The sequence below is a fragment of the Micromonospora sp. WMMC264 genome, assembly GCF_027497275.1.
GTDB lineage: Bacteria > Actinomycetota > Actinomycetes > Mycobacteriales > Micromonosporaceae > Micromonospora > Micromonospora chalcea.
In genome coordinates this window covers 2,312,130-2,334,651 of sequence record NZ_CP114907.1, presented here as the reverse complement: position 1 = coordinate 2,334,651, position 22,522 = coordinate 2,312,130, and the positions used below count along the sequence as shown (strand labels likewise).

Here is a 22,522-nt window from a genome sequence, read left to right as displayed (position 1 = left end):
GCTCAGCCTTCCAGGTCGGCCAGTTCCGCGTCGAGCAGCTTCGCCAGCAGCGCCACCCGGCCCGGGTCGTTGTCGGCGGTGATGTTCCGGCTGGGCATCTCGACGGTCATCAGCAGGTAGAGGTACAGCCGGTACAACCCGAGCCGCCGCCGCGCCCCGGCGTCGAACGGGAACGGCGCCGCCGCCCGGTAGGCGCGCACCAGCGGGTCGTCCGGCTCGTCCTCGGCGCGGCGGAACAGCAGCGGCGACACCAGGTCCATCAGCGGATCGCCCCACAGGTAGCGTTCGCCGTCGACCAGGCCGGTGAGCCGGGGCGTGCCGTCCGGCCCGTCCACGGCGAGCACGTTGCCGGCCCAGCCGTCGAAGTGCAGCAGCGCCGGACGGCGTACCGCGTCGAGCACCGCCGCGTGCCGCGCCACCAGCTCCCGGATCCGGGACGCCGGCACCGGCAGCGGCACCGCCCAGTCGGCGGCGTCGGCGAGCATGTCGTCCACCATCGCCGTGTACGCGTCCCGCCAGGTAGCCCCGTGCGCCCGGTCGCCGTCGTAGCCGTACCGCTCGCCGGTGACGGCGTGCAGCGCGGCGAGCGCGCGGCCGAACTCCTCGCGCAGCGGCCCGACGTCCGCGCCGGCCTGGCTCAGGTCCCAGAGGGTACGACCTGGTAGCCGCGCCATGATCAGCCAGTCGCCCAGCTCGGGGTCGGTTCCGTGGTGCAGCAGCGCCGGCGTCGGCACCCCCGGTGCGCGGTCGGCGACCAGGCGCAGGTAGTGCGCCTCCGCGCCGACCATGTCCCGCTCGTAGCGCAGCAGCGGCACGTGCGGCGGCGGACCGACCTTGAGCACCACGTCCCGGCCGTCGGTGAGGCGTACCTGCCAGACGGCGGCGAAGCCGCCACCGGTCAGCGGGCCGCAGTCGGCCACCTCGACGCCGGGCCCGAGCGAGGCGGTGAGGTATCGGCGGACCTGATCGGGGTCGAGGACACGCTGAGTCGGACTCACGCTCATGGTCCGGGAAGCCTACTGGGTTGAGGTGTAAGGAGGGGCCCCCTGTTAACGCCTCCGGTAGAGGAAGGGCCCCTTGTTAACACCTCCCCGAGGCTTGGGAGAATCGCGGCATGGCGAGACGGGGTGAACGGACGGCGGCATGCCCGTGCGGCACCGGCCGGCCGTACGCGGACTGCTGCGCCCCGGTCCACCGGGGCGAGGCGACGGCGGCGACCGCGGAGGCGCTGATGCGGTCCCGGTTCAGCGCGTTCGCGCTCGGCGACGCCGCCTACCTGCGGCACAGCTGGCACCCCAGCACCCGGCCCGACCGGCTGGAGCTGGACCCGGGCACGCGCTGGACCCGGCTGGAGATCGTGGAGACCGGTCAGGGCGGCCTGTTCGACAGCGCCGGCACGGTCCGGTTCCGGGCGCACTACCGCGAGGGTGGCCGGGCGGGCGTGCTGGCCGAGCACAGCCGCTTCGCCCGCGAGGACGGCCGCTGGGTCTACCTGGACGCGCTGCCCGAGTGACGCCTCCCCGGCACCGACGCGCGCAGCCTGCGGCGGCGGGTGTTAACAAGGGGCCCTTCCTCTACCGGAGGCGTTAACAAGGGGCCCTTCCTTTCGCCTAGGCCGGGCGCGGGGCGGGCTGGGCCAGCTCGGCGATCTCGCGCGGCAGCTGGGACAGCGCCCGGTTGAACTGGGCGGGCCCGACCACCCGGTGCAGCGCCTGCAGCACCGCCCGCGCGCCGCGCTCGGCGTCGGACGGGGTCGCGCCGGAGCGCTCGGCGACCCGGCGCAGGAACTCGTCATACCCGAAGACCTCCGGGTCCTCGACCCGGGCGCGCGCCAGCAACGGACGCAGCTCGTGCGCGACGTGCGCGGACAGGTCGTCGGCCTCGCCGCCGCTGATCCGTTCGGCGAGCGTGCGCAGCGTCGCCTCGGTCAGCGCGCGGGCCGTCTCGACCGGTACGCCGGCGCGGGCGGACACCCGCGCGTAGAACTCCGGTTCGGCCATCGTCTGTCCTCCCGTCGCAACGGCAGCGTGGCTACCCGCCGCCGGCCTCGGCAAACACCGCCGCTGACCTGGCCCCGGCGACCAGGCGTTCAGGCCAGGGCCCGCGCCGCCGAGACGATCGCGCCGACGCCGATGCCGGCCCGGTCGAACTGCTGGGCGGGGGTGCCGGAGCCGGGCAGCCCGCGTACCGCCAGGTGGTTGACCCGGGATGGTTCGCCCAGGTCGGCGAGCGCCTCCAGCACCGCTGAGCCCAGCCCGCCCTCCGGGTAGTGGTCCTCGACCACCACCAGCCGCCCGCCGGTCTCCACCACGGTCTCGGCGAGGCGCTGCCGGTCCACCGGCTTGATCGAGTACATGTCGATCACGCGCGCGTCGATGCCCTCGCGGGTCAGTTCGTCGGCGGCGGTGAGGCAGAGGTGCACCGTCACGCCGGTGCCGAGCAGCGCCACGTCGCCGCCGTCGCGCACCATTCGGCTGCCGCCGATCGGGAACGGCTCGCCGTCGTCGTAGAGCACCGGGTACTTGCCGCGCGTGGTGCGCAGGTAGGTGATGCCCGGGTGGTCGGCCATCTGGGCGACCAGCGCCGCGCAGGAGACCGCGTCGGCCGGGCTGAGCACCGTGGAGCCGGGCACCGCGCGAAGCGCCGCGATGTCCTCCAGCCCCATCTGGGACGGGCCGTCCGGGCCGATCTCGACCCCGGCGTGCGAGCCGACCAGCGCGATGTCGGCCCGGGACACCCCGGCCATCCGGATGAAGTCGTACGCCCGGGACCAGAACGCGGCGAACGTCGCCGCGAACGGCCGGTAGCCGCGTACCGCCAGGCCCACCGCCGCGGCGGCGAGCTGCTGCTCGGCGATGAACATCTGGAAGAACCGATCGGGGTACGCGGCGGCGAAGCTCTCCGCCCGGGTGGAGTCGCTGACCTCTCCGTCGAGCGCGACCACGTCGGGCCGGGCGGCGCCGAGGGCGCGCAGCGCGTCGCCGTACGCGTTCCGGGTGGCCACCTCCGTCCCGCGCTCGTACCGGGGCAGCTCCGGCTGTCCGTGCTCGGCGGCGGCGGTGCGCGGCGCGGCGGGAGGTTTCGGCCCGGCGACCCGGATCCGGCGGGGGCCGCCGAGCGCCCGTACGGCCCGGTCGGCCAGTTCCGGGTCGAAGGCCTTGCCGTGCCAGGCCGGGTCGTTCTCCACCTCCGGCACGCCCTTGCCCTTGACCGTGCGGGCCAGCACCACTGTCGGCCCGGTGGCCTCGCGTGCCTGCCCGTACGCCTCGTCGATCGCGCCCAGGTCGTGGCCGTCGACGACGATCGCCCGGCAGCCGAACGCCTCGACACGACGCCGGTAGGTGTCCAGGTCCCACTCCAGCTCGGTGGGGCCGCGCTGGCCGAACCGGTTGACGTCCACGATCGTGGTGAGGTTGCGCAGCCCGTAGTGCCCGGCCTTGTCCAGCGCCTCCCACACCGATCCCTCGGCGGTCTCGCTGTCGCCGCAGAGCACCCAGACGTGCGCGGGTGACCGGTCGAGGTACTGGGCGGCGAGCGCCACCCCGACCCCGACCGGCAGCCCCTGCCCGAGCGAGCCGGTGGCGACGTCGACCCAGGGCAGCACCGGCGTGGGGTGGCCCTGCAGGCGCGACCCGGCCTGCCGGTACGTCTCCAGCAGCTCCTGCTCGCTGATCGCGCCGGTGGCCCGGAACACCGCGTACAGCAGCGGCGAGGCGTGCCCCTTGGAGAGGATCAGGTGGTCGTTGCCGGGGTTGCCCGGGTAGGACCAGTCGTAGCGCAGGTGCCGGGCGACCAGCACGGCGAGCAGGTCGGCGGCGGAGAGACTCGATGTCGGGTGCCCGGAGCCGGCCGTCGTGCTGCACCGGATGGCGTCCACCCGGAGTTGGGCGGCCAGCTCCGCCAGCCCGGTCAGGTCCTCGTCGCGCAGTGTGCGCTCTGCTTCCAACGTCACCGCGATCGTCTCCCCGGGGTCGCCGATTTTCCGGACCCACGCTAGGCCGCGAACGCGACCATTGGTCCCTTTTCTGGTGATTCATGCTCGACCGGTGAACAGCCACAGCGCCACCAGCAGGTACGGCAGCACCGCGACCGCGAAGGCAGCCGGGTTGCCGACCGCGCCGGCGAGCAGCCCGTACCCGGCGTAGAAGGCGACGATGGTCAGATCGGTGGCCATCCCGGCCAGCGACGTGACGGTCGCCCGCGCCGACCCGGCGATCCGGGCCTGCAGCCGCACGTCGGCGAGCACCGTGGCGAGCTGGAACGCGGCGAACGCGGCGGCCAGCAGCACGAACCCCGCCGGGTGCCGCAGCAGCGCCCCGGCCGCCGTCGCGCCCGCCGCGAACACCAGCAGGCCCGCGTACCCCCGGTGGGACAGCCGCTCGCCCAGCGGCGCGAGCAGCCCACCCACAGTCATCCCGGCCCAGACCAGCAGGAGCAGCAGCGGTACGCCCACCTCGGCCATACCGGTGTCGGCGGCCAGCAGCCCGGTGTACTCGTCCAGCCCACCCCAGATCGCTGTCACCGCCGCGACCAGCAGCACGGCGGCCCGGACGCGGCGGTCGGCGCGCACCTCGCGCAGGCCCAGGCGCAGGCTGTCCAGCCAGCCGGGCTCGTCGTCACCCGGCGCGGCACTCGCGCGCGGCCCGTCCGGCTCGCCACCTGGAACCGGCGCGGACGATCGTGGGCGGTGTTCCGGGAAGCGGGCCGCGACGGCTGCCGCCAGCAGGCAGGTCGCCACGCTCGCCGCGCCGACCGCGAGGTAGCCGCCGAGCGCGTACGCTGGCCCGGCGAGCACCCCGGACCCGACGGCGCCGAGCACCTCGGCGGTGCGGGCCCGGCCGATCAGCCGGGCGTACCTGTCGGCCGCGCCGAGACGTTCCAGCTCGGTGAAGACCAGTGCCTCCAGCGCGCCCGAGCGCAGCGCGCCACCGGCGCCCCACAGCAGGAAACCCACGGCGAACGCCGGGTAGGACGGCAGCAGCACCCAGAGCGCGAAACCGGCGGCGGCGAGCAGCGGCGCCAGGCACAGCAGCAGCCGGCGCGACACCGTGTCGGCCCACACCCCGGAGGGCACCTCCAGCACGATGCCGGCGGCCGCCCAGAGCACGAACAGCGAGGAGATCTGCCCGACCGACAACCCGGTGTCGGCGAACAGCAGCACGTAGAGCGGGTAGAGCAGGACGAGGTCGGTGAGAAACGCGTACCCGTAGAGCGTCGCCGCCAGGCGGCGGGTCGCGGGTACGCGGGCAGGAGCGACGAGCATGGGACCTTCCCACGGGACGTGACGGACACCGGCCGGAATGCACGGCGTCCGCGGCGGCCCACGGCCTCGTCGCTCAGTAGGGCATCAACATCGCCAGGTCATGCCGGGATCCTATCCGCCGCGAGGCGCCCCGGTGGTCCCCCGGCGGGCACGAGATCGGGGCGGGACCGTGCGGTCCCGCCCCGAGTGTCACTGCCGCCAGGTCAGCGGCGGAACTTCTCCACGTCGGCCTGCGGGATGACCATGGTGGCCTCGCTGTCCGCGGCCTGCTCGGCGGTCGGCTGACGCGGCGTGGCCGGCTGGGTGCGGTCGGAGTCCGCGTACGCCGGAATGTGCTGCGTGGCCTCCGCCGGCACCGGCTCGGTGGCGTCCGCACCGGCGGCGGCCGGGGTGGCCGGGTACGCGGGGACGGGCTGCGTACGGTCCGCCTCGGCGTCCCGGCTCACCGGCTGGGTCAGCTCGGAGTCCGCGTACGGGCCGGTGGCGGCCAGGCGGGCCTCGACGTCGCGGCGCCCGGCCTGGTACGCGCGGGCGTGCGTGGCGATGGTGCGCGACTCCTCCTCGGCCCGGGTCAGCCAGTTCTCCCAGCGGCTCTGCATCGGCCGGACCAGGCCGCCGCCGACGCCGACGACCAGGATGCCACCCACGGTGGCGAGCACCGCGATCAGCACCGGAGTGGTGACAGTGGTGGCGACGCCGATCTGGTTGAGCGCGGCGATGACGCCGAGGCCCAGGATGAACACCGAGGCGAGGTTCGCCAGCACCCGGCCGTAAGAGAGGCCGCCGAGCGCGCTGGAGATGATGTCCTTCACCGCACGGGCGATGGCCGCGGCGACCACCACGATGACGATGGCGACGAACGCCCGGGGCAGCCAGGCGATCACACCGGCGATCAGGTCGGAGATCGGGTTGGGGCCCCAGATGCCGAACGCGAGCTGGAGCGTGACCAGCAGCACGCCGTAGTAGGCGAGCTTGGCGACGATGTCGCTGGCGTCGTACTTGGAGCGGGCCAGCGCGGTCTTGATGCCGCCGCGCTCGACGGCCCGGTCGAAGTGGACCCGCTCCAGCACCTTGTCCACGAGCTTCAGCACGGCCTTGGCGATCAGCCAGCCGGCGATCAGGATCGCGACGAACGCGACCGCCTTGGGCAGGAACAGCATCACCGAACGGAACGCGTCGCCCACCGCGTCCCCGAAGTTGTCTCTCATCGAAGGGCCTCCACGTACGTGGTCCAGGTTTGTTCGGGTGGGGCTACCCGGACCCGCGCGCGGGGAAACGCGGTCAGCCGCCGGGACAGCGGTATCTGACGCGGGTGCCGGCCTGCATCGGCGCCGGTTCGATGATGTTGACGGTGGCCGTGCCGACTGTCGTGCCCACTCCGGAGAACGTCCACTCCAGGGTGAGGGTCGCGGTGTGCTGCCCGCTGCCGACCCGCTCGGTGAGCACCGCGCCGGGCGGGCCGTCCGAGCGGAACCACTGGTAGCGGATCGTTCCGGCGCGCCCGTTGGTCCGTACCGTGGCCACCACGTCCACCGTCACGTCGCACGCGACACCGGCCGGCCGGTTCGCCGCCACCGACACCTGCTCGACCTCCATCGGGCGCAGCCGCTGCCACAGGTACAGGCCGACAGTGAGCAGCAGCGCGGCGGTGAGCAGCGTGGACAGCACCGAGACGACACGCCGCCAGACCGGTCGCGGCCGGATCGGGGGCGCGGTCGGCCAGGGCGGCGCGGGCGGCGGCGTCACCGGCACGCCCGGCCCGAAGCGCAACTCGCCGCCGGGCGCGGGCGCCGGGACGCCGCTGGGCGCCCGCGCGCCCACGGTCCGATCCGGGTACGCCCCGGCGCCCGTCGCCGTCTGCGGCCCGCCGGCCTGGTGCCCATGCGGTACGCCGGTGGGCTGCCACGAGACGGTCGGCTCCACGCCCGGGCCCCTGGCCGGCGGCGCCGGCCGCGGACGCACTGTCGCCTGCCCGGTCACGGTGCCCGGGGCCGGAATCGGAGCCGTTGCCGGAGCCGGAGCCGGACTCAGGTGGACGGTCGGCTCGGCATCTGGCGAGCGGTCCACCTCCGGCCGGGCGAGTGGCACAGTGGGCTCCGCGCCGTCCACGGCCAGCGACACCGTCGGCTCTGCGCTCACCGCAGACAGAGAAACGGTCGGCTCCGCCTCGGCGGCGGCGCGGGGCGCGACGAGGTGGACTGTCGGCTCGGCGGCATCGGCGTCCCCGGGCGGGGTCACCGGCAGGGCGCGGGTCGGCAGCGCCTCGGTGGGCTCGTCGGGCCGGGTCACGCCGGACGTCCCCGGAACGGGCTGCGGTGCTGGGCAGCGGGCACTGTCGTACTCCTAGCCGGGGGTGCAGTCGTGGTAGAGCGTCACGTACACCGGTGACGCCGAGGTGGTCGTGTTGCCGGCGGCGTCGGCGGCGGTGACCCGGATCGGGATGCGGGCGCTGCGCTTGGGCGTGGACAGCGGGCCGAGCGTGCCGGTGAACACGCCGCGGCCGGCGGTGGCCATCCGGACCGTTCCGGTGGCGCCGTCGAGGGTGTAGCCGAAGGTGACGGTCAGCTCGGCCGGGGAGCTGCGGTCGTCGGTGACGGTGGCGGTGACGGTGCTGCTCTTCGCGCCGTAGGGGCAGCCCTTCGGGTCCAGCTCGCCGGGGTCGGCGCGTACCCCGTCCACGACCGGCGCGGTCACGTCCGGCGGTGGCGGGGTGGTGCTGCGCGACGCGCTGGGGGTGGGCGTGCCGGCGCGGGTCGGCGACCCGGTCCGGTCCGGGGTGGCGGACGGCGCGGGCGGCGGTGACGCGGTGGGCGGGGTGGGTGTCGGCGACGGGCTCGGCGTCCCGGCGGCGGTCGGGTCCGCTGTGGGCGCGGTCGTGGTGGCCGGGGCGGCGCTCGCCGGGCCGGTGGGGGCGGCGGCGTCGGTGCCGTCGTTGGCGGCGTAGCTGTAGCCGGCGCCGCCGGCCACGACGGCGGCGGCCAGGGCTCCGGCGGCCAGCGCGGTACGGGTGCGACCCTTGCGGAACAGTCCGCGCCGGCCGGAGCGCGCGCCGAGCGCCGTGTCCGCCACCGCGGTGTGGGCGACGGCGGTGGCCCCCTCGGCCCGCTCGGGGAACGGCCACAGCGCGGCCAGCAGCGCCGCCCGGCGGCCCAGCTCGCGCAGCCCGCGTTCCTCCCACTGCGGGCCGTAGCCGGCGCCGGCCACCTGTTCCAGCAGGCCGAGGAACGCCTCGGCGGACTCGGGCCGCTCGTCGGGGCGCTTGGCCATGCCGTGGCGCAGCAGCTCGTGCACCGGCGGGGGCGCCGCCTCGGCGGGGATCGGCGCCAAGGCGTGCTGGTCGCGCAGCGAGAGCAGGTCCGGTCCCTGGTACGGGGGCCGGCCGGTGAGGCATTCGAAGAACGTGGCGGTGGCGGCGTAGACGTCGCACGTCGGGGCGGCGGGGGCGCCGGTCCACTGCTCGGGGGCCATGTAGCGGGGCGTGCCGGAGACAGTCGTGTCGGAGCCCTGGCCGACCGGCATGGCGATGCCGAAGTCGGCGAGTTTGCTCAGCCCGGCGCCGGTGACGAGCACGTTCTCCGGTTTGTAGTCGCGGTGCACGACACCGCGGGCGTGGGCGGCGGCCAGGCCGGCGAGTGAGCCCTTGAGGACGCAGAGCGCGGCCTCGGGCGTGGTCGGGCCGTGCGCGCGCAGCATCTGGCGCAGCGACACGCCGTCGACCAGTTCCATCACGATGGCCGCGCCGTGCGGGCTCTCCACGTACTCGTAGAGGCGGCTGACGTGCGGGTCGTCGATCTCGCCGAGCAGCCGGGCCTCGGCGCGGAATGCGGTCCGGAACGACGAGTCCTCGCCCAGGTCGCGGACCAGGTACTTGATGGCGACCGGGGTGCCGGTCCGGTCGTGGGTGGCGAGCACGACGCTGCCGGACGCGCCGGCGCCGAGCCGGCGGACCGGCGTGTAGCCGGACAGTTCCCAGCCGCTCATGCGACAGACTCCACCGCGTCCCACGGGCGGGTGTCGGATGCCGCCTCGCTGGTCATTCTCACCGGGCCGGGGCGGCCGGCCATCGGCGCAACGGCTGCTTCCGGCCGCCGGTCGGCGGCCGGGCGCCCGCGCGGCACGGCGCGGCGCGGTAGGTGGTCGGTTTCGGACACACCGCCACGAGTACCAGATCCCGGCAACCACCCTCACCTCGTTGATCATGAGGTTGGCGTGGACAAAAGGGACCGACATCGCCGTCAACTTCATGATCGACGGAACAGGCGGAGGGTGGCGGTCAGAAGCGGCGGGGTGGGGGGATGCCTGCGGGCGGAGGGGTGCGGAGCAGCCAGATCGGGTTGCTGGCGCCCACGATCTCGCCCTCGCGGTCGCGTACCTGGGTGCGCACGTACGTGCCGGCGCCGACGCGCACCGGCTGGTCGTGCCAGCCCGCCCGCAACTGCCGCCACGGGACCCGCCCGACCCGGACCGCCGGAGTCGGGTCCGCGACACCGGCCCGGTCGACCTCGCCGGTGACCACCTCCAGTGTGGCCCCGGCGGGCAGGTCGGTGGCGCGCAGCCGCACCGTGATGGTGTCCTCGGCGAGCACGGCGAGCGCGCCCATGCCGCTGCGGCCACCGAGTTCCAGGTCCAGCGCGCCCCGGTAGCCGGCCAGGTCGGCGAACCACGCCTGCCCGGCGCGCAGCGCCGCGACCAGGTCGTCACGGCCGGTCGAGGCCGCCCAGACGGAGGTGACGTTCCGGTCCCGGCCGGCCCGCCAGTCGGTGCCGTCGTGGTCGTCGGTGACGCCCACGGCGGTCAGCGGGATCGCGTTGCGGGCCGCCACGTCGTACGCCCAGAGGTAGTCCTCGACCGGCCGGCGCCCGATCTCGATCAGGTCGACGCCGAGCGCGTTGCGGCTGACCAGCAGCCGGGCCAGTGACTCGCGGCGTTCGGTGTCCAGCGGATGGTTCCAGCACACCACCCCGCCGTGCGAGTGCAGGAACCGCACCATCTTCTCGGTGGCCTCGACATCGTTGTCCCGGTACGGCGGGGACGGGAAGCTCGGCAGCGTGCCGTCGCCGCCGAACCAGTTGAGGTGCCGCACCATCGACACCTCGTACGCGCGGTGGTGGGTCACGCCCGGGTACGCCCCGTCGTAGCCGCGCAGCACCTCGGCGCGCATCTCCTCGCCGGCCTGCCCGGCGCGGCGGGCGCGGTCGAAGACGAGCCGGTCCACCAGGTACGCGCCGCGCGCGCCTCCTGCCACCGTGACGCCGAGGCGCAGCCCGCGCAGCGAGTTGTCGCCCGCCACCAGGCCGGGCCAGAGCCGCCGCACGTCGGCGAGCAGCTCGAACGTGTGCCGCTGCCAGGCGCCGGCCGGGGCGGGCCGCTCCACGGTGCCGAAACGGCCGTCGACCGAGTGCCGGACCGTGTCGACGCCGCCGAGGCGGTAGCGCAGCACGAGCTGCCCGGCGGGGCGGCCGGGTCCGGCGGGGTGGTGCGACAGCGCGATCTCCACGGTGAGCGTGGCGTCCCGGCCGGCGGCTTCGGGGCGTACGTCGAGGTGCAGCGTGGTGTCGGAGATGTTGGAGGTGTGCGTCCAGTTCCACGCCTTGCCCGCGTACCAGTGGGCGCCGGTCCCGGCGGCGACCAGGCGCAGCGCGCGGCCGGGACCGTCAGGGGCGTCGGGGACGTCCACGAAGTCGGCGGCCGACGCGGTGAGCCGCCCCTCGGTGGCCGGCTGCCACGTCCAGGCCAGCCCGCCCTCGCGTTCCTCCGGGCCGTCGAAGTGGACGACCCGGCGGTGGTCGTGGGCGGCGACCCGGAAGTCGTGGTCGGTCCACCAGAGCACGTCGACGGCGTTGCGGCGGGCCTGGTCGAGGTGGGCGGCGTAGCTGGCCACGCCCTCGCTGAACGAGGCGTGCAGGTGCATCGCCATGCTGATCGGCCGCCGTCCGCGCGGCGCGGGCGGCGGTGGCCGGTCGTTCGTGGCGGCCAGCCCGACCGGCACGCCGATCCCGGCCACCGCGAGTCCGCCCGCCGCGACGAGCACGCTGCGCCGGTCCAGCCGTGCGCGACCTGCCATGCCCCTCCCCCATCCGCCGGGGCCAGCGTACGGGCGGACGGTCAGCGTGGGGGCGCCGCCACCCGGCCGGCCAGCGGCCGCCCGGTCAGACGGCGGATCGTCAGGTACGCCTCGCAGCCGAGGCAGAGCCCGAACGCGGCGTTGAGAAAGGCGGCGGCGAGCGCCGCGCCGGTGGCGGCCAGGCCGAGCGCGGGCATCCCGGCGAGCCAGCCGGCCGCGCCGACGACGCTGAAGACCAGGCCGACGAGCTGGGCGAAGCGCACCGGGGCGACCGGCTCCAGCTCCGCCGGCGGGTCCAGCCGGGGCGCCACCAGGGCGCGGAACAGCAGGCCGTACGGGCCGAGGCGCGGGTTGAGCGCGGTGAGCGCGAACACGACGGCCTGGGCGAGCAGGAGCAGCCCGGAGCCGGTGACGAGGACGATGGCGAGGACGACTGTGGTGAGGACGGCGGCGAAGCGCGGTCCCCGGGGGTCGAGCAGCATGGGGTGGGTCCGTTCGTGCGGGGGCGGTCGGTCAGGCGGGACGGACCGGCGCACAGAGGCTCGCGGCGAGCCGCCCGTGGTCCACCACCCGGCGACGGGTCAGCCGTACGCCGGTCATCGAGCCACCCCGGCGGTGAGCGCGGCGATCAGCTCGTCGCGGTCGGGCACGCCCGCGGCCCGGCGCACGACGCGGCCGGCGCCGTCCACCACCAGCACGGTCGGGGTACGCCACACGTCCAGTTCCCGGGCCGCGTCGAGGTGCTCGTCCACGCCGACCTCCAGCACCGTGACCCCGTCGAGGCGGGCGGCGACGTCGGCGAGGACCCGGCGGGCGGCCCGGCAGGGCGCGCAGACCGGGGCGGAGAACTGCACCAGCGTGCGCTCGCCGGGGCGTACCCCGAGGGCGGTGAGGGTGGCCCGGTGCGGCGCGGCGGCGTCCGATGGGCGCTTCCGGACGGCGCGCAGCCGCCCGTCGTGGCGGCGGCGCCACCAGCCGAACGCGGTGGCGGCCGCGAGCACCGCGACGAGCACGAGAATCCCGGCCGGGCTGGGCGACTGCACGGGTCCAGGCTGCCACGGCCGATCACGACGCGACATGGTCCATCCCGGTCAGCGGACGTGAGATCGCCTACTCCGGCGGTAGGAGCGGCCCGGCGAACGTCGCTTTTGTCCTCTGGCGCGCCGCGCCGCCTTGGCAATATTCTCCACCTCGCGCGCAGCCGTTGGAGTTCCTTTACATCACCCGGCCCCGGCCGGGCCATCGAGGAGGCGGAATGCACTTCGACCACCCCGAGCTGGACCGCCGTACGCTGCTGCGGGCCGGCCTCGGCGCCGCCGCGGTCGCGGTCGTCGGGAGCGAGCTCGTCCGGCCGGCCGCCGCGCACGCCGCGCCGGGCGCGGACCTCGACTGGATCATCGGTTGCGACGAGTGGGCCGCCCGCCCGCCGGCCGATCCGCTGTCGGTGAGCGCGACCCCCACCAACAAGATCATCGTGCACCACATGGCGTTCCCGAACGTCACGGACTACTCCGAGGAGCACGCCAAGCAGCTCGCCCGCGACTGCCAGGACCTGCACATGGACGGCAACGGCTGGTCCGACACCGGGCAGCACTTCACCGTCAGCCGCGGCGGCCACGTCCTGGAGGGACGGCACGGCAGCCTGGACCGGCTGCGCGCCGGCGACCGGCAGATGATCGCCGCGCACTGCCCCGGCGAGAACGGGCGGGCCATCGGCATCGAGAACGAGGGCACCTACGTCACCGAGACGCCGCCGGAGGAACTGCTCGACTCCCTCGCCCGGCTGTGCGCCGCGATCTGCCGGCAGTACGGGCTGCACGCCCACGACATCTTCGGCCACTGGGACTTCCGGGCCACGCTCTGCCCGGGCGCGATGTTCTACCGGGAGTTCCCGGCGCTGCGCCGCGCGGTGTTCAAGCAGCTCGGCACCAGGCTCGGCGACGTGCCGGCCCGCCGCTGGCCGGACATCTGGCGCTTCGTCGGCGGCCCGGTGGTCCAGGTCGCCCAGCGCCTGCTGACGTTCCGCGGCTACACCGTGCCGGTCACCGGCGTGTTCGACGCGGCCACCGTCGCCGCCGTGCAGGACTGGCAGGCGCGCAACGGCATCCCGGTCGACGTCGACGCCACGCTGACCGCGCCGACCTGGGAGACCCTCGCCCCGGAGCTGGACCAGAAGTCCACCGGCGTCCCGGTGGCCGCGGCGCAGTTCATGCTCGCCGCCAAGGGCTACGCCGAGGTGATCGAGACCGGCGAGTACGACCACGCCACCCGCACGGCGGTGAAGGACCTCCAGCGCCTGCACGGACTACCGCCCAACGGCAAGATCAGCACCACCACCTGGTGCGCGCTGGTGGGGGGTGTGGTGCGCCAGTCGTTCCACAAGCACTGACGGCGCACCGGCGGGGAGAGCGGTGGGGGTGGCAACGGTGCCACCCCCACCGCGTCGTTACGGCCGGGATCGCGGCGAAACGTCGGCATTGACGACTGGTGAACGACGGCTATCCCGGACGGCGGTGGTGCCCCGATCATTGCCCGCAGATAGATATGAGTCATTCTCACCTCCGGGCAGGACGCCCGGGCGCGGAGGCCGAGACGCCGTCAGCCGGGCGTACCGAACGGCCCTACTCCGCGTCCCCCGGAGGATCGCCATGCCATTACCCGCCATCCGTGCCCGCCTCGCGGCGCTCACCACCGCCGCCCTCACCGCGAGCGTCCTGACGGTCATCGCGCCGTCACCGGCGCTCGCCGCCACCACGTTCACCCCCGACGACTACTGCCTCGGCCAGTGCGCCGACATCCTGCCGCCCGGGCAGAACGGCAACGCCACGCTCGTGGCGATCCTCGCCCACCAGACGCTCGGCACCCGGCCCGCGCACTCCAGCGACCAGCTCGACGAGTACGCCAACCTGGTCTACAACTACGCCGGGCTGACCGACGAGCAGATCGCCCACTTCTACAACGACGCCTCGTTCGGCGTCCCCGACGCGCAGGTCGAGAGCAGGATCTCGCCACGCTCGGACGTCACCATCGTGCGGGACAAGGCCACCGGCGTCCCGCACGTCACCGGCACCACCCGCGGCGGCACCATGTTCGGCGCCGGGTACGCCGGGGCCCAGGACCGGCTCTGGGTGATGGACCTGCTGCGGCACGTCGGCCGCGGCAACGTCAGCTCGTTCGCCGGTGGCGCCCCCGGCAACCGCGAGCTGGAGCAGAGCGTCTGGGCCAACTCGCCCTACACCGAGGCGGACCTCCAGGCCCAGGTGGACGCGCTGCGCCTCAAGGGCACCCGGGGCCAGCAGCTCTACACCGACGTGGCCGACTACATCGCCGGCATCAACGCCTACATCGACAAGTCGATCGCCGACGACAACTACCCCGGCGAGTACGTGCTCACCGGCGCCGGGAAGCCCAAGCACTTCACCATGACCGACCTGATCGCCACCGCCGGCGTCATCGGCGGGCTGTTCGGCGGAGGCGGCGGCAGCGAGGTCCGGTCCGCGCTGGTCCGGGTGGCCGCCCGCGCCAAGTACGGCCCGACCGAGGGCGACCGGGTCTGGGCGGCGTTCCGCTCGCAGAACGACCCGGAGACCGTGCTGACGCTGCACGACGGGCAGAGCTTCCCGTACGGCGCGACACCGCCCGGCGCCACCAGCGCGGTGCTGCCGGACGCGGGCACCGTGGTCGCCGAGCCGCTCGCGTACGACGCCACCGGCGGGGCCGCCGCCCGCACCGGCAGCAGCGCCGCCACCAAGGACCTGCTCGGCGGCCTGTCCACCCTGCGCACGCACGGCATGTCCAACGCGGTGGTGGTCTCCGGCCGGCACACCACCACCGGCAACCCGGTGGCCGTGTTCGGCCCGCAGACCGGCTACTTCGCCCCGCAGCTGCTCATGCTCCAGGAACTGCAGGGGCCGGGGATCAGCGCGCGCGGCGCGGCGTTCGCCGGGCTGAACCTCTACGTGCTGCTCGGCCGCGGCCAGGACTACGCGTGGAGCGCCACCTCCGCCTCCCAGGACCTGACCGACACGTACGCGGTGCCGCTGTGCACCACCGACGGCACCGCGCCGACGCTGCGCTCCAACCGCTACCTCTACCGTGGGCAGTGCGTGGCCATGGAGGTGCTGGAGAAGCGCAACTCGTGGTCGCCGACGCTCGCCGACTCCACCCCGGCCGGCGCGTACACGCTGCGCGCGCTGCGCACCAAGTACGGGCTGGTCGCCTACCGGGGCATGGTGAACGGGCAGCCGACCGCGTTCACGAAGCTGCGCTCCACCTACCGCCACGAGGCCGACTCGGCGATCGGCTTCCAGGCGTTCAACGACCCGGCGGCGATGGGCAGCGCGGCGGCGTTCCAGGCGTCCGCCGCGAACGTCGGGTACGCGTTCAACTGGTTCTACGTCAACTCGACCGAGGCGGCGTACTACAACTCCGGCGCGAACCCGGTCCGCCCGGCCACGCTCGACCCGAACCTGCCGGCCAAGGCCGAGCCGGCGTACGAGTGGGTCGGCTGGAACCCGGACACCAACGACGCCACCTACGCACCGGCGTCGGCCCACCCGCAGTCGGTCAACCAGGACTACTACGTCAGCTGGAACAACAAGCAGGCGCGGGACTTCGGCGCGGCCGACGGCAACTTCAGCTACGGCGCGGTGCACCGCGGTCAACTGCTCGACGGCCCGGTGAAGGCCGCCATCGCCCAGCGCAAGCTCAGCCGCGCCGACGTCGTCCGGATCACCGCCGAGGCGGGAGTCACCGACCTGCGTGGCCAGCAGGTCCTCGGCGAACTGCTGCGGGTGCTGGACAGCACGCCGGTCACCGACCCGGCGCTCGCCGCCGCGGTGACCAAGCTGCGGGCCTGGCAGCAGGCCGGGTCCCGCCGGGTGGAGACGTCACCAGGCTCGAAGGTCTACCAGCACGCCGACGCCATCCGGATCTTCGACGCCTGGTGGCCGCTGCTGGCGGCGGCGCAGTTCCGGCCCGGCCTCGGCCCCGACCTGTACGGCGCGCTGGTCGACGCGCTGCAGGTCAACGAGTCGCCCTCGGGCGGGCAGAACGCGGCGCGCGACGGCAGCGTGAGCTGGGCGTCGCAGGGCCAGGCGCACAAGGGCTCGGCGTTCCAGTACGGCTGGTGGGGCTACGTCGACAAGGACCTGCGCGCGGTGCTCGGCGACCCGGTGGCCGGCGGGCTCGGGCGCACGTACTGCGGCAACGGCAACCTGGGCGCGTGCCGGCAGGCGCTGCTGGACACGCTCGGCCAGGCCACCGCCGCCCCGGCGGCCACCGTCTACCCGGGTGACTCGTCCTGCGGTGCCGGGGACCAGTGGTGCGCCGACGCGATCGCCCAGTCCGGGCTCGGCGGCATCACCCACCCGTTGATCGGCTGGCAGAACCGGCCCACGTACCAGCAGGTCGTGTCGTTCCCGGCGCGCCGGGGCGACACGGTGACCAACCTGGCGCAGGGCCGTACCGCCACCGCGTCCAGCACGCAGTTCCTGACCAGCAACACCCCGGCCAAGGCGGTCGACGGCAGCCTCGGCACCCGGTGGGCCAGCAGCTACAACGACAACCAGTGGCTGCGGGTCGACCTCGGCTCGGCCCGGACGATCAGCCGGGCGGTGCTGCGGTGGGAGGCCGCGTACGCCACCGGCTACCGGATCGAGGTCTCCGCTGACGGCAACTCCTGGCAGCCGGTGTTCAGCACCACCACCGGCAACGGCGGCGTCGACAACGTGACGTTCGCCCCGGTCAGCGCCCGCTACGTGCGGATGTACGGCGTCACCCGGGCGACCTCGTACGGCTTCTCGCTCTACGAGTTCGAGGTCTACGGACGGTGAGGCGCACGCGACCGGCCGGCGGGAACCATCCGCCGGCCGGTCGCGTGCGTCCGGGCAGGTCAGCCACGCCTGTTCGAACATGTGTGCGAGGATGGCGGGGTGTCGAGCGAGGCCACCATCCTGCACGCCGACCTGGACGCGTTCTACGCCTCGGTCGAGCAGCGCGACGACCCCCGGCTGCGCGGCCGGCCGCTGATCGTCGGCGGCGGCGTGGTGCTCGCGTGCAGCTACGAGGCCAAGGCCCGGGGCGTGCGCAGCGCCATGGGCGGCCGGCAGGCGCGGCGACTCTGCCCGGACGCGATCGTGGTGCCGCCCCGGATGGCCGCGTACACGGCCGCCAGCCGGGCGGTGTTCGAGATCTTCCGGGACACCACCCCACTCGTCGAAGGGCTCAGCATCGACGAGGCGTTCCTCGACGTGGGCGGGCTGCGGCGGCTCGCCGGAACGCCGGCCGCCGTCGCGGCAACGCTGCGGGAGCGGGTACGCCGCGAGGTCGGCCTGCCGATCACCGTCGGCGTGGCCCGGACGAAGTTCCTGGCGAAGGTCGCCAGCGGCGTGGCCAAGCCGGACGGGCTGCTGGTGGTCGAGCCGGAGCGGGAACTGGCGTTCCTGCACCCGCTGCCGGTGGAGCGGCTGTGGGGCGTCGGCCCGGTCACCGCCGCCCGGCTGCGCGAACGCGGCATCCGTACCGTCGGGCAGGTGGCACGGCTGGACGAGCCGGCGCTGGTGTCGCTGCTCGGCGCGGGCGCCGGCCGGCACCTGCACGCCCTGGCGCACAACCGCGACCCCCGGGCGGTGCAGGTGGGCCGCCGCCGCTCCTCGATGGGCGCGCAGCACGCGCTGGGGCGCGGCCCGCACTCCCCCGCCGAGCTGGACGCGGTGCTGGCCGGTCTGGTCGACCGGGTGACCGCGCGGATGCGCGCGGCCCGGCGCACCGGCCGCACGGTGACGCTGCGGCTGCGTTTCGCCGACTACACGCGGGTCACCCGGTCGCACACGCTCGACGAGCCGACCGCGCAGACCGCGCCGCTGCGCGACGCCGCCCGTGACCTGCTGGGCGCCGCGCTGCCGCAGATCGCGCTGCGCGGCGTCACGCTGCTCGGCGTCTCGGTGGCAAACCTCGGCGGCGGGCACACCCAGCTGGCCCTGCCGTTCACCGCCGACCCGGGTCCGGCGCTGGACGCCGCCGTCGACGCGGTACGCGACCGCTTCGGATCACGGGCGCTGACCCGTGGGGTGCTGCTCGGCCGCGACCCGGGCGTCGAGATGCCCCGGCTGCCGGACTGACCGCTCCGCCTCCTCCCCCGGTAGGAGGCGCGCTCCGACCCGGGGTCACGGACGCGGCCTGCGGACGGGCGCGCGGGTCCCGGTCCGCCACCAGCATCTACAGGCATGACTACCGTGCGGAACCGGGCGGCCGGATGGCACCGCCCCCTGATGCTCCTCGTGTCCGCGATGGCGGTGCTCACCGTCGTCGCCGCGGTCGGCGTCGCTGCCGACCCGCGCGTGCTGACCGGCGCGCCCATCTGGGCCAAGCCGCTGAAGTTCGCGATCTCGTTCGTGCTCTACGGCGTCACGCTGGCTTGGATGCTGTCCCTGCTGCCGCGCCGCAGCCGGGCCGCCGAGCGGGCGGCCACACTCATCGTGGCCATGGCGGTGCTGGAGATGACGATCATCGTGGGCCAGGTGCTGCGCGGCACCGCGAGCCACTTCAACGGCGCCACGACACTGGACGCGATGCTGTACAGCGTCATGGGCGCGGCGATCACCGTGCTGTTCGCCGCCCAGCTCGTGCTGGCGGTCGTGCTGTCCCGCCGGTCGCTCGCGGACCGCGCCGGCGGATACGCGGTACGGCTCGGCCTCGCCGTGTCCCTGCTCGGCATGGTCGTCGCGTTCCCGATGGTCATGCGGCAGCCCGCCGGAGCGCCGGCCGGGATCAGCGGCGCGCACAGCGTCGGGGTGCCCGACGGCGGTCCCGGGCTGCCGCTGCTCGGCTGGAGCACCACCGGCGGCGACCTGCGCGTCGGGCACTTCGTCGGGATGCACGCGCTGCAGGCGCTGCCGCTGCTGGCGATCCTGCTCGACCGGTTCCTCGGCCGGCGGCTGGACGGGCTGACCCGGGCCCGGCTGGTGCTCGTCGGCGGGGCCGCGTACGCGGGACTCACGCTGCTGGTGACCGCCCAGGCCCTGCGCGGGCAGCCGCTGCTCGCCCCGGACGCGCTCACGCTCGCCGCGGCGGGAGTGCTGGTGGCGGCCACGGCAACCGCCTCCGCGCTGGTGCTGGCGCGCCGGGCCCGCCGCGCCGGGGTGGTGCTCGTCGGATGATCGGGATCCTGTTCGACCTGACGTTCCTGCTCGCCGCCCCGTTCTGGGCGCTGATGATCCTCGCGCCGCGCTGGTCCTGGACCGCCCGGATCGTCGGCTCACCGCTGATCGTCGCGCCGGTGCTGCTGGTCTACGCCGTCCTCGTGCTCCCGTCGCTCGGAACGGTGCTGCCGGTGGTGACAGCGCCCACCCTCGACGGGCTGCGGCACCTGCTCGGCACCGCAGACGGCGCGGCGGCGGCCTGGGCCCACATGATCGCCTTCGACCTGTTCGTCGGCCGGTGGATCTGGCAGGACGCGCGGGAGCGCGGGCTGCCGGCCCTGCTCACCGCTCCGGTGCTGCTGCTCACCGTCCTGCTCGGCCCGCTCGGGCTGGCCGTCCATCTCGGACTGCTCGCCGTCCGGCGGCGGCGAGCCAACGCGGTGGCCCCGGCCGCGCCGGTTGCCTAGGCTGACGCGGTGGGCTGGGTCGGTCGGCTGTTCGACGCACGCGACACGCTCGCGCGGATCCTGCTGCTGGATCTCAGCGGCATCGGCTACCTGGTCGTCGGCGTGCACGGCCGCCCCGGGCCCACCGGAACGCAGTGGGCGCTGGCGGTCCCGGCGTTTCTCCTGGCGCTGTTGTGCCACCGCCGGCCGCTGCTGAACCTGCTCCTCCAGTCGGCGCTGCTCGCGGCGGCGTTCCCGCTGGTCGACGACGTGATGATCAACCAGGTCGGCGCGAGCTGGGCGCTGCTGGAGCTGACCATGCGGGCCACCCGGCCGCGCACGATCTGGCTCGGCGCCGGGCTGCTCGCCGCCGTCGACCTGACCAATTTGATCGGCGAACCGGTCCGCACAGCGCTGACCGGGCTGTTCGGGCTCGCCGTCACCGTCTGCCTGCCCCTGCTGCTCGGGCTGGTCGTGCGGACCACGAGGGAGCTGAGCCGGCAGGCCGAGGAGCGGGCCGAGGCGGACCGGCGCCGGCGCGAGTCGGAGAGCCGGGCGGCCCGCGCCGACGAGCGCGGCGCCATCGCCCGGGAACTGCACGACGTGCTCGCGCACCACGTCGCGTCGATGGTGCTGCGGGTCGGGGTGGCCCGGCACGTGCTGCCCGACCTGGACCCCCGGGTCGGCGAGGTGTTCGACGACGTGCACGCCACCGGCACGGCGGCGCTGACCGACCTGCGGCGGCTGGTCGCGGTGCTGCGTGACCCGGACGGCGTACGCGGCGACGCCGCCCTGACCGCGATCGAGCCGTCGGCGCTTCCGGCGGCGCTCGGCGCGGCGGTGGACCGGGCCCGGCAGGCGGGCGTGGTGGTGGAGGCCGACGTCGACCCGGCTGTCGGCGCGCTCGACGCGGTACGCGGCCAGGCGGTGCTGCGACTGACCCAGGAGGCGTTGACGAACGTGGCGAAACACGCGGGCGCGGCGGCGCGGGCGCAGCTGACCGTGTCGGTCGAGGACGGCGCGGTGCACTGGGCGGTGTCCGACGACGGGCGGGGCGCGGCGCCGGCCGGGGTGCCCTCCGGCGGCGGCCACGGCATCGTCGGCATGCGGGAACGGGTGGAGGTGCTCGGCGGTCGGCTGGAGGCCGGGCCCACCGGGTCCGGCTGGCGGGTACGGACCGTGCTGCCGGCGGCCGGGCCCGCCCCCGACACGCCCCGCCCCCGCGCGGGCGCGCCGGAGCCGGCGTGATCCGGGTGCTGCTGGTCGACGACCAGCACCTCATCCGGGCCGGTCTGCGGATGCTCTGCGACGCCCAGCCCGACCTCGACGTGGTCGGCGAGGCCGACAACGGCCGGGACGCGATCGCCCTCGCCGCCCGGCTGCGGCCGGACGTGGTGGTGATGGACCTGCGGATGCCCGGCGTCGACGGCATCACCGCGACCAGCCGGATCCTCGCCGACCGGCCCGCCACCCGGATCATGGTGCTCACCACGTTCGGCGACGACGACCACCTCTACCCGGCGCTGACCGCCGGCGCCTGCGGCTTCCTGCTCAAGGACGCGCCCCCGGCCGACCTGCTGGACGGCATCCGCCGCGCCGCCGCCGGGGACAGCCCGTTCAGCCCGGAGATCCTGCGCCGGCTGGTCGAACGCGCGGTGCACGCCCGCGCCGGCGCGCCCCGGCGCGCGGCCGAGCTGACCGCCCGCGAGCGGGACGTGCTGGACCTGGTGGCCGATGGACTGTCAAACACCGAGATCGCCGACCGGCTGCACATCGGCGTGACCACGGTGAAGACGCACATCACCAGGCTGATGACGAAGACCGGCAGCCCCAACCGGGTACGCCTGGCGCTGTGGGCGCGCGGCGGCTGAGCGGCTCACTCCTCGATCGCGCCGCCCACGGCGCGCAGGTGCGCCCGGAACGTCAGCGCCGGGTCGGCCGCGCGGGCCGTCAGGTAGGCGGCGAAGCCGACCTGCGACCGCAGCGACTCGCCGGCCCGGATCCGGTCGGCCTGCCGCCGCTCGGTGTCCCGGATGGACTCGGCCAGGCCGAACAGGTCCCCGGCCCGGTCGGCGGGCACGAACAGCACGCCGTCGTCGTCGGCCAGGGCCAGGTCCCGCGGGCCGACGGTGAACGACCCGACCCGGGCGTGCTCCAGTGCCCCGTCCGGGCGCGGGTCCAGCTCCAGCGGCCCGCTCGGGGTGGCGCCGCGGCTGAACACCGGCAGCCCGACCGCCACCAGGTCGACGGTGTCGCGGTGCGCGCCCCACACCACCAGGCCGGCCAGCCCGGCGGCCCGCGCCTCCAGCACCACCAGGTCGCCGACGCAGGCCCGGTCGGTGCGCCCGCCGTCGTCGACGACGAGCACGTCCCCCTCGGCGGCCCGCTCGATCGCCTCGAGGAAGACGTCCACGCTGCCGACGTGCCGGGCCGGGCGGACCGGCCCGGCAAGCCGCCGCCCGGGCAGCACCGGGCGTACGGCGGCCGGAGCGCACCGGACCTCGACGCCGGCGCGCAGGCAGGCGTCGGCGACGTGAGCGGTGGTCAGCGCGGCGAACCGCGCGACCAGGGCGGCGTGACGGGTGTCCATGGGCCGACGCTAACGAGC

The 22,522-nt window shown here is 75.0% G+C and carries 18 protein-coding genes and 1 pseudogene; 8 read left to right on the top strand and 11 right to left on the bottom strand.

All coding sequences use genetic code 11. The annotated features are described in order from the left end of the window. Window positions 1-2: 2 nt before the first annotated feature. On the bottom strand, window positions 3-1,004 hold the full coding sequence (locus O7542_RS09705; RefSeq protein WP_281606070.1) for an aminoglycoside phosphotransferase family protein: 1,002 nt from the start codon (window positions 1,002-1,004) through the stop codon (window positions 3-5). A gap of 110 nt (window positions 1,005-1,114) precedes the next feature. On the opposite strand from O7542_RS09705, the gene O7542_RS09700 reads away from it, so the two are divergent. Then, the gene (locus O7542_RS09700; RefSeq protein WP_043323878.1) at window positions 1,115-1,513 is read left to right on the top strand and encodes a YchJ family metal-binding protein; all 399 of its coding nucleotides are present in this window, start codon (window positions 1,115-1,117) and stop codon (window positions 1,511-1,513) included. A 97-nt stretch (window positions 1,514-1,610) separates the two neighbouring features. On the opposite strand, the gene O7542_RS09695 is transcribed toward O7542_RS09700, so the two are convergent. The 9 genes and pseudogenes from O7542_RS09695 to O7542_RS09655 all read right to left on the bottom strand — a co-directional run bounded on the left by O7542_RS09695 (window position 1,611) and on the right by O7542_RS09655 (window position 12,370). Beyond that, the gene (locus O7542_RS09695) at window positions 1,611-2,000 is read right to left on the bottom strand and encodes a DUF2267 domain-containing protein (protein WP_043323876.1); all 390 of its coding nucleotides are present in this window, start codon (window positions 1,998-2,000) and stop codon (window positions 1,611-1,613) included. Between the two features lie 89 nt (window positions 2,001-2,089). Continuing rightward, the gene (locus tag O7542_RS09690) at window positions 2,090-3,952 is read right to left on the bottom strand and encodes a transketolase (RefSeq protein ID WP_281606069.1); all 1,863 of its coding nucleotides are present in this window, start codon (window positions 3,950-3,952) and stop codon (window positions 2,090-2,092) included. Window positions 3,953-4,033: 81 nt separating this feature from the next. Continuing rightward, window positions 4,034-5,263, bottom strand: coding sequence for an MFS transporter (locus O7542_RS09685; protein ID WP_043323874.1), 1,230 nt, complete (start codon window positions 5,261-5,263; stop codon window positions 4,034-4,036). 485 nt (window positions 5,264-5,748) lie between these two features. Further along, window positions 5,749-6,471, bottom strand: a pseudogene (locus tag O7542_RS09680) (hypothetical protein); the annotation flags it as partial. Between the two features lie 73 nt (window positions 6,472-6,544). Then, window positions 6,545-7,552, bottom strand: coding sequence for a hypothetical protein (locus O7542_RS09675; RefSeq protein WP_281606068.1), 1,008 nt, complete (start codon window positions 7,550-7,552; stop codon window positions 6,545-6,547). Between the two features lie 54 nt (window positions 7,553-7,606). Next, window positions 7,607-9,244, bottom strand: coding sequence for a serine/threonine-protein kinase (locus O7542_RS09670; protein WP_281606067.1), 1,638 nt, complete (start codon window positions 9,242-9,244; stop codon window positions 7,607-7,609). Between the two features lie 292 nt (window positions 9,245-9,536). After that, window positions 9,537-11,327 carry a hypothetical protein gene (locus tag O7542_RS09665; RefSeq protein WP_281606066.1) on the bottom strand — a complete coding sequence of 597 codons (1,791 nt, stop codon included), beginning with the start codon at window positions 11,325-11,327 and terminating at the stop codon, window positions 9,537-9,539. Window positions 11,328-11,368: 41 nt separating this feature from the next. Continuing rightward, window positions 11,369-11,809, bottom strand: a complete 441-nt coding sequence (locus tag O7542_RS09660) for a DUF4395 domain-containing protein (RefSeq protein WP_281606065.1) — start codon at window positions 11,807-11,809, stop codon at window positions 11,369-11,371. 114 nt (window positions 11,810-11,923) lie between these two features. After that, window positions 11,924-12,370, bottom strand: coding sequence for a thioredoxin family protein (locus O7542_RS09655; protein ID WP_281606064.1), 447 nt, complete (start codon window positions 12,368-12,370; stop codon window positions 11,924-11,926). Window positions 12,371-12,582: 212 nt separating this feature from the next. On the opposite strand from O7542_RS09655, the gene O7542_RS09650 reads away from it, so the two are divergent. The 7 genes from O7542_RS09650 (at window position 12,583) to O7542_RS09620 (ending at window position 21,785) form a co-directional block, all read left to right on the top strand. Beyond that, window positions 12,583-13,716: an N-acetylmuramoyl-L-alanine amidase gene (locus O7542_RS09650; RefSeq protein ID WP_104114171.1), complete on the top strand. Its 1,134-nt coding sequence runs from the start codon at window positions 12,583-12,585 to the stop codon at window positions 13,714-13,716. Between the two features lie 259 nt (window positions 13,717-13,975). Next, on the top strand, window positions 13,976-17,161 hold the full coding sequence (locus O7542_RS09645) for a penicillin acylase family protein (protein ID WP_104114170.1): 3,186 nt from the start codon (window positions 13,976-13,978) through the stop codon (window positions 17,159-17,161). Between the two features lie 99 nt (window positions 17,162-17,260). Then, window positions 17,261-18,448 (top strand): DNA polymerase IV, encoded by a 1,188-nt coding sequence (gene dinB / locus O7542_RS09640; protein WP_281606063.1) that lies wholly within the window; start codon window positions 17,261-17,263, stop codon window positions 18,446-18,448. A 105-nt stretch (window positions 18,449-18,553) separates the two neighbouring features. Beyond that, the gene (locus O7542_RS09635) at window positions 18,554-19,486 is read left to right on the top strand and encodes a hypothetical protein (RefSeq protein WP_043323861.1); all 933 of its coding nucleotides are present in this window, start codon (window positions 18,554-18,556) and stop codon (window positions 19,484-19,486) included. Continuing rightward, the gene (locus tag O7542_RS09630) at window positions 19,483-19,935 is read left to right on the top strand and encodes an ABA4-like family protein (RefSeq protein WP_281606062.1); all 453 of its coding nucleotides are present in this window, start codon (window positions 19,483-19,485) and stop codon (window positions 19,933-19,935) included. Before O7542_RS09635 ends, O7542_RS09630 begins: the two co-directional genes overlap by 4 nt. Before the next feature lie 9 nt (window positions 19,936-19,944). Further along, complete coding sequence (locus tag O7542_RS09625; RefSeq protein WP_104114167.1) at window positions 19,945-21,162, top strand: histidine kinase; 1,218 nt, start codon at window positions 19,945-19,947, stop codon at window positions 21,160-21,162. Then, on the top strand, window positions 21,159-21,785 hold the full coding sequence (locus O7542_RS09620; RefSeq protein ID WP_281606061.1) for a response regulator transcription factor: 627 nt from the start codon (window positions 21,159-21,161) through the stop codon (window positions 21,783-21,785). The genes O7542_RS09625 and O7542_RS09620 overlap by 4 nt, the downstream gene beginning before the upstream one ends. Window positions 21,786-21,790: 5 nt before the next feature. Here O7542_RS09620 and O7542_RS09615 read toward each other — a convergent pair whose 3' ends face one another. Further along, window positions 21,791-22,504, bottom strand: a complete 714-nt coding sequence (locus O7542_RS09615; RefSeq protein ID WP_069088635.1) for a dimethylmenaquinone methyltransferase — start codon at window positions 22,502-22,504, stop codon at window positions 21,791-21,793. Between the last annotated feature and the right edge of the window lie 18 nt (window positions 22,505-22,522).

Bases quoted from the DNA above. Each gene is read 5' to 3' on its own strand.
- O7542_RS09705 (WP_281606070.1), bottom strand. From the start codon at position 1,004: ATGAGCGTGAGTCCGACTCAGCGTGTCCTCGACCCCGATCAGGTCCGC.
- O7542_RS09635 (WP_043323861.1), top strand. From the start codon at position 18,554: ATGACTACCGTGCGGAACCGGGCGGCCGGATGGCACCGCCCCCTGATG.
- O7542_RS09630 (WP_281606062.1), top strand. From the start codon at position 19,483: ATGATCGGGATCCTGTTCGACCTGACGTTCCTGCTCGCCGCCCCGTTC.
- O7542_RS09665 (WP_281606066.1), bottom strand. From the start codon at position 11,327: ATGGCAGGTCGCGCACGGCTGGACCGGCGCAGCGTGCTCGTCGCGGCG.
- O7542_RS09615 (WP_069088635.1), bottom strand. From the start codon at position 22,504: ATGGACACCCGTCACGCCGCCCTGGTCGCGCGGTTCGCCGCGCTGACC.
- O7542_RS09695 (WP_043323876.1), bottom strand. From the start codon at position 2,000: ATGGCCGAACCGGAGTTCTACGCGCGGGTGTCCGCCCGCGCCGGCGTA.
- O7542_RS09700 (WP_043323878.1), top strand. From the start codon at position 1,115: ATGGCGAGACGGGGTGAACGGACGGCGGCATGCCCGTGCGGCACCGGC.
- O7542_RS09650 (WP_104114171.1), top strand. From the start codon at position 12,583: ATGCACTTCGACCACCCCGAGCTGGACCGCCGTACGCTGCTGCGGGCC.
- O7542_RS09670 (WP_281606067.1), bottom strand. From the start codon at position 9,244: ATGAGCGGCTGGGAACTGTCCGGCTACACGCCGGTCCGCCGGCTCGGC.
- O7542_RS09685 (WP_043323874.1), bottom strand. From the start codon at position 5,263: ATGCTCGTCGCTCCTGCCCGCGTACCCGCGACCCGCCGCCTGGCGGCG.
- O7542_RS09660 (WP_281606065.1), bottom strand. From the start codon at position 11,809: ATGCTGCTCGACCCCCGGGGACCGCGCTTCGCCGCCGTCCTCACCACA.
- O7542_RS09645 (WP_104114170.1), top strand. From the start codon at position 13,976: ATGCCATTACCCGCCATCCGTGCCCGCCTCGCGGCGCTCACCACCGCC.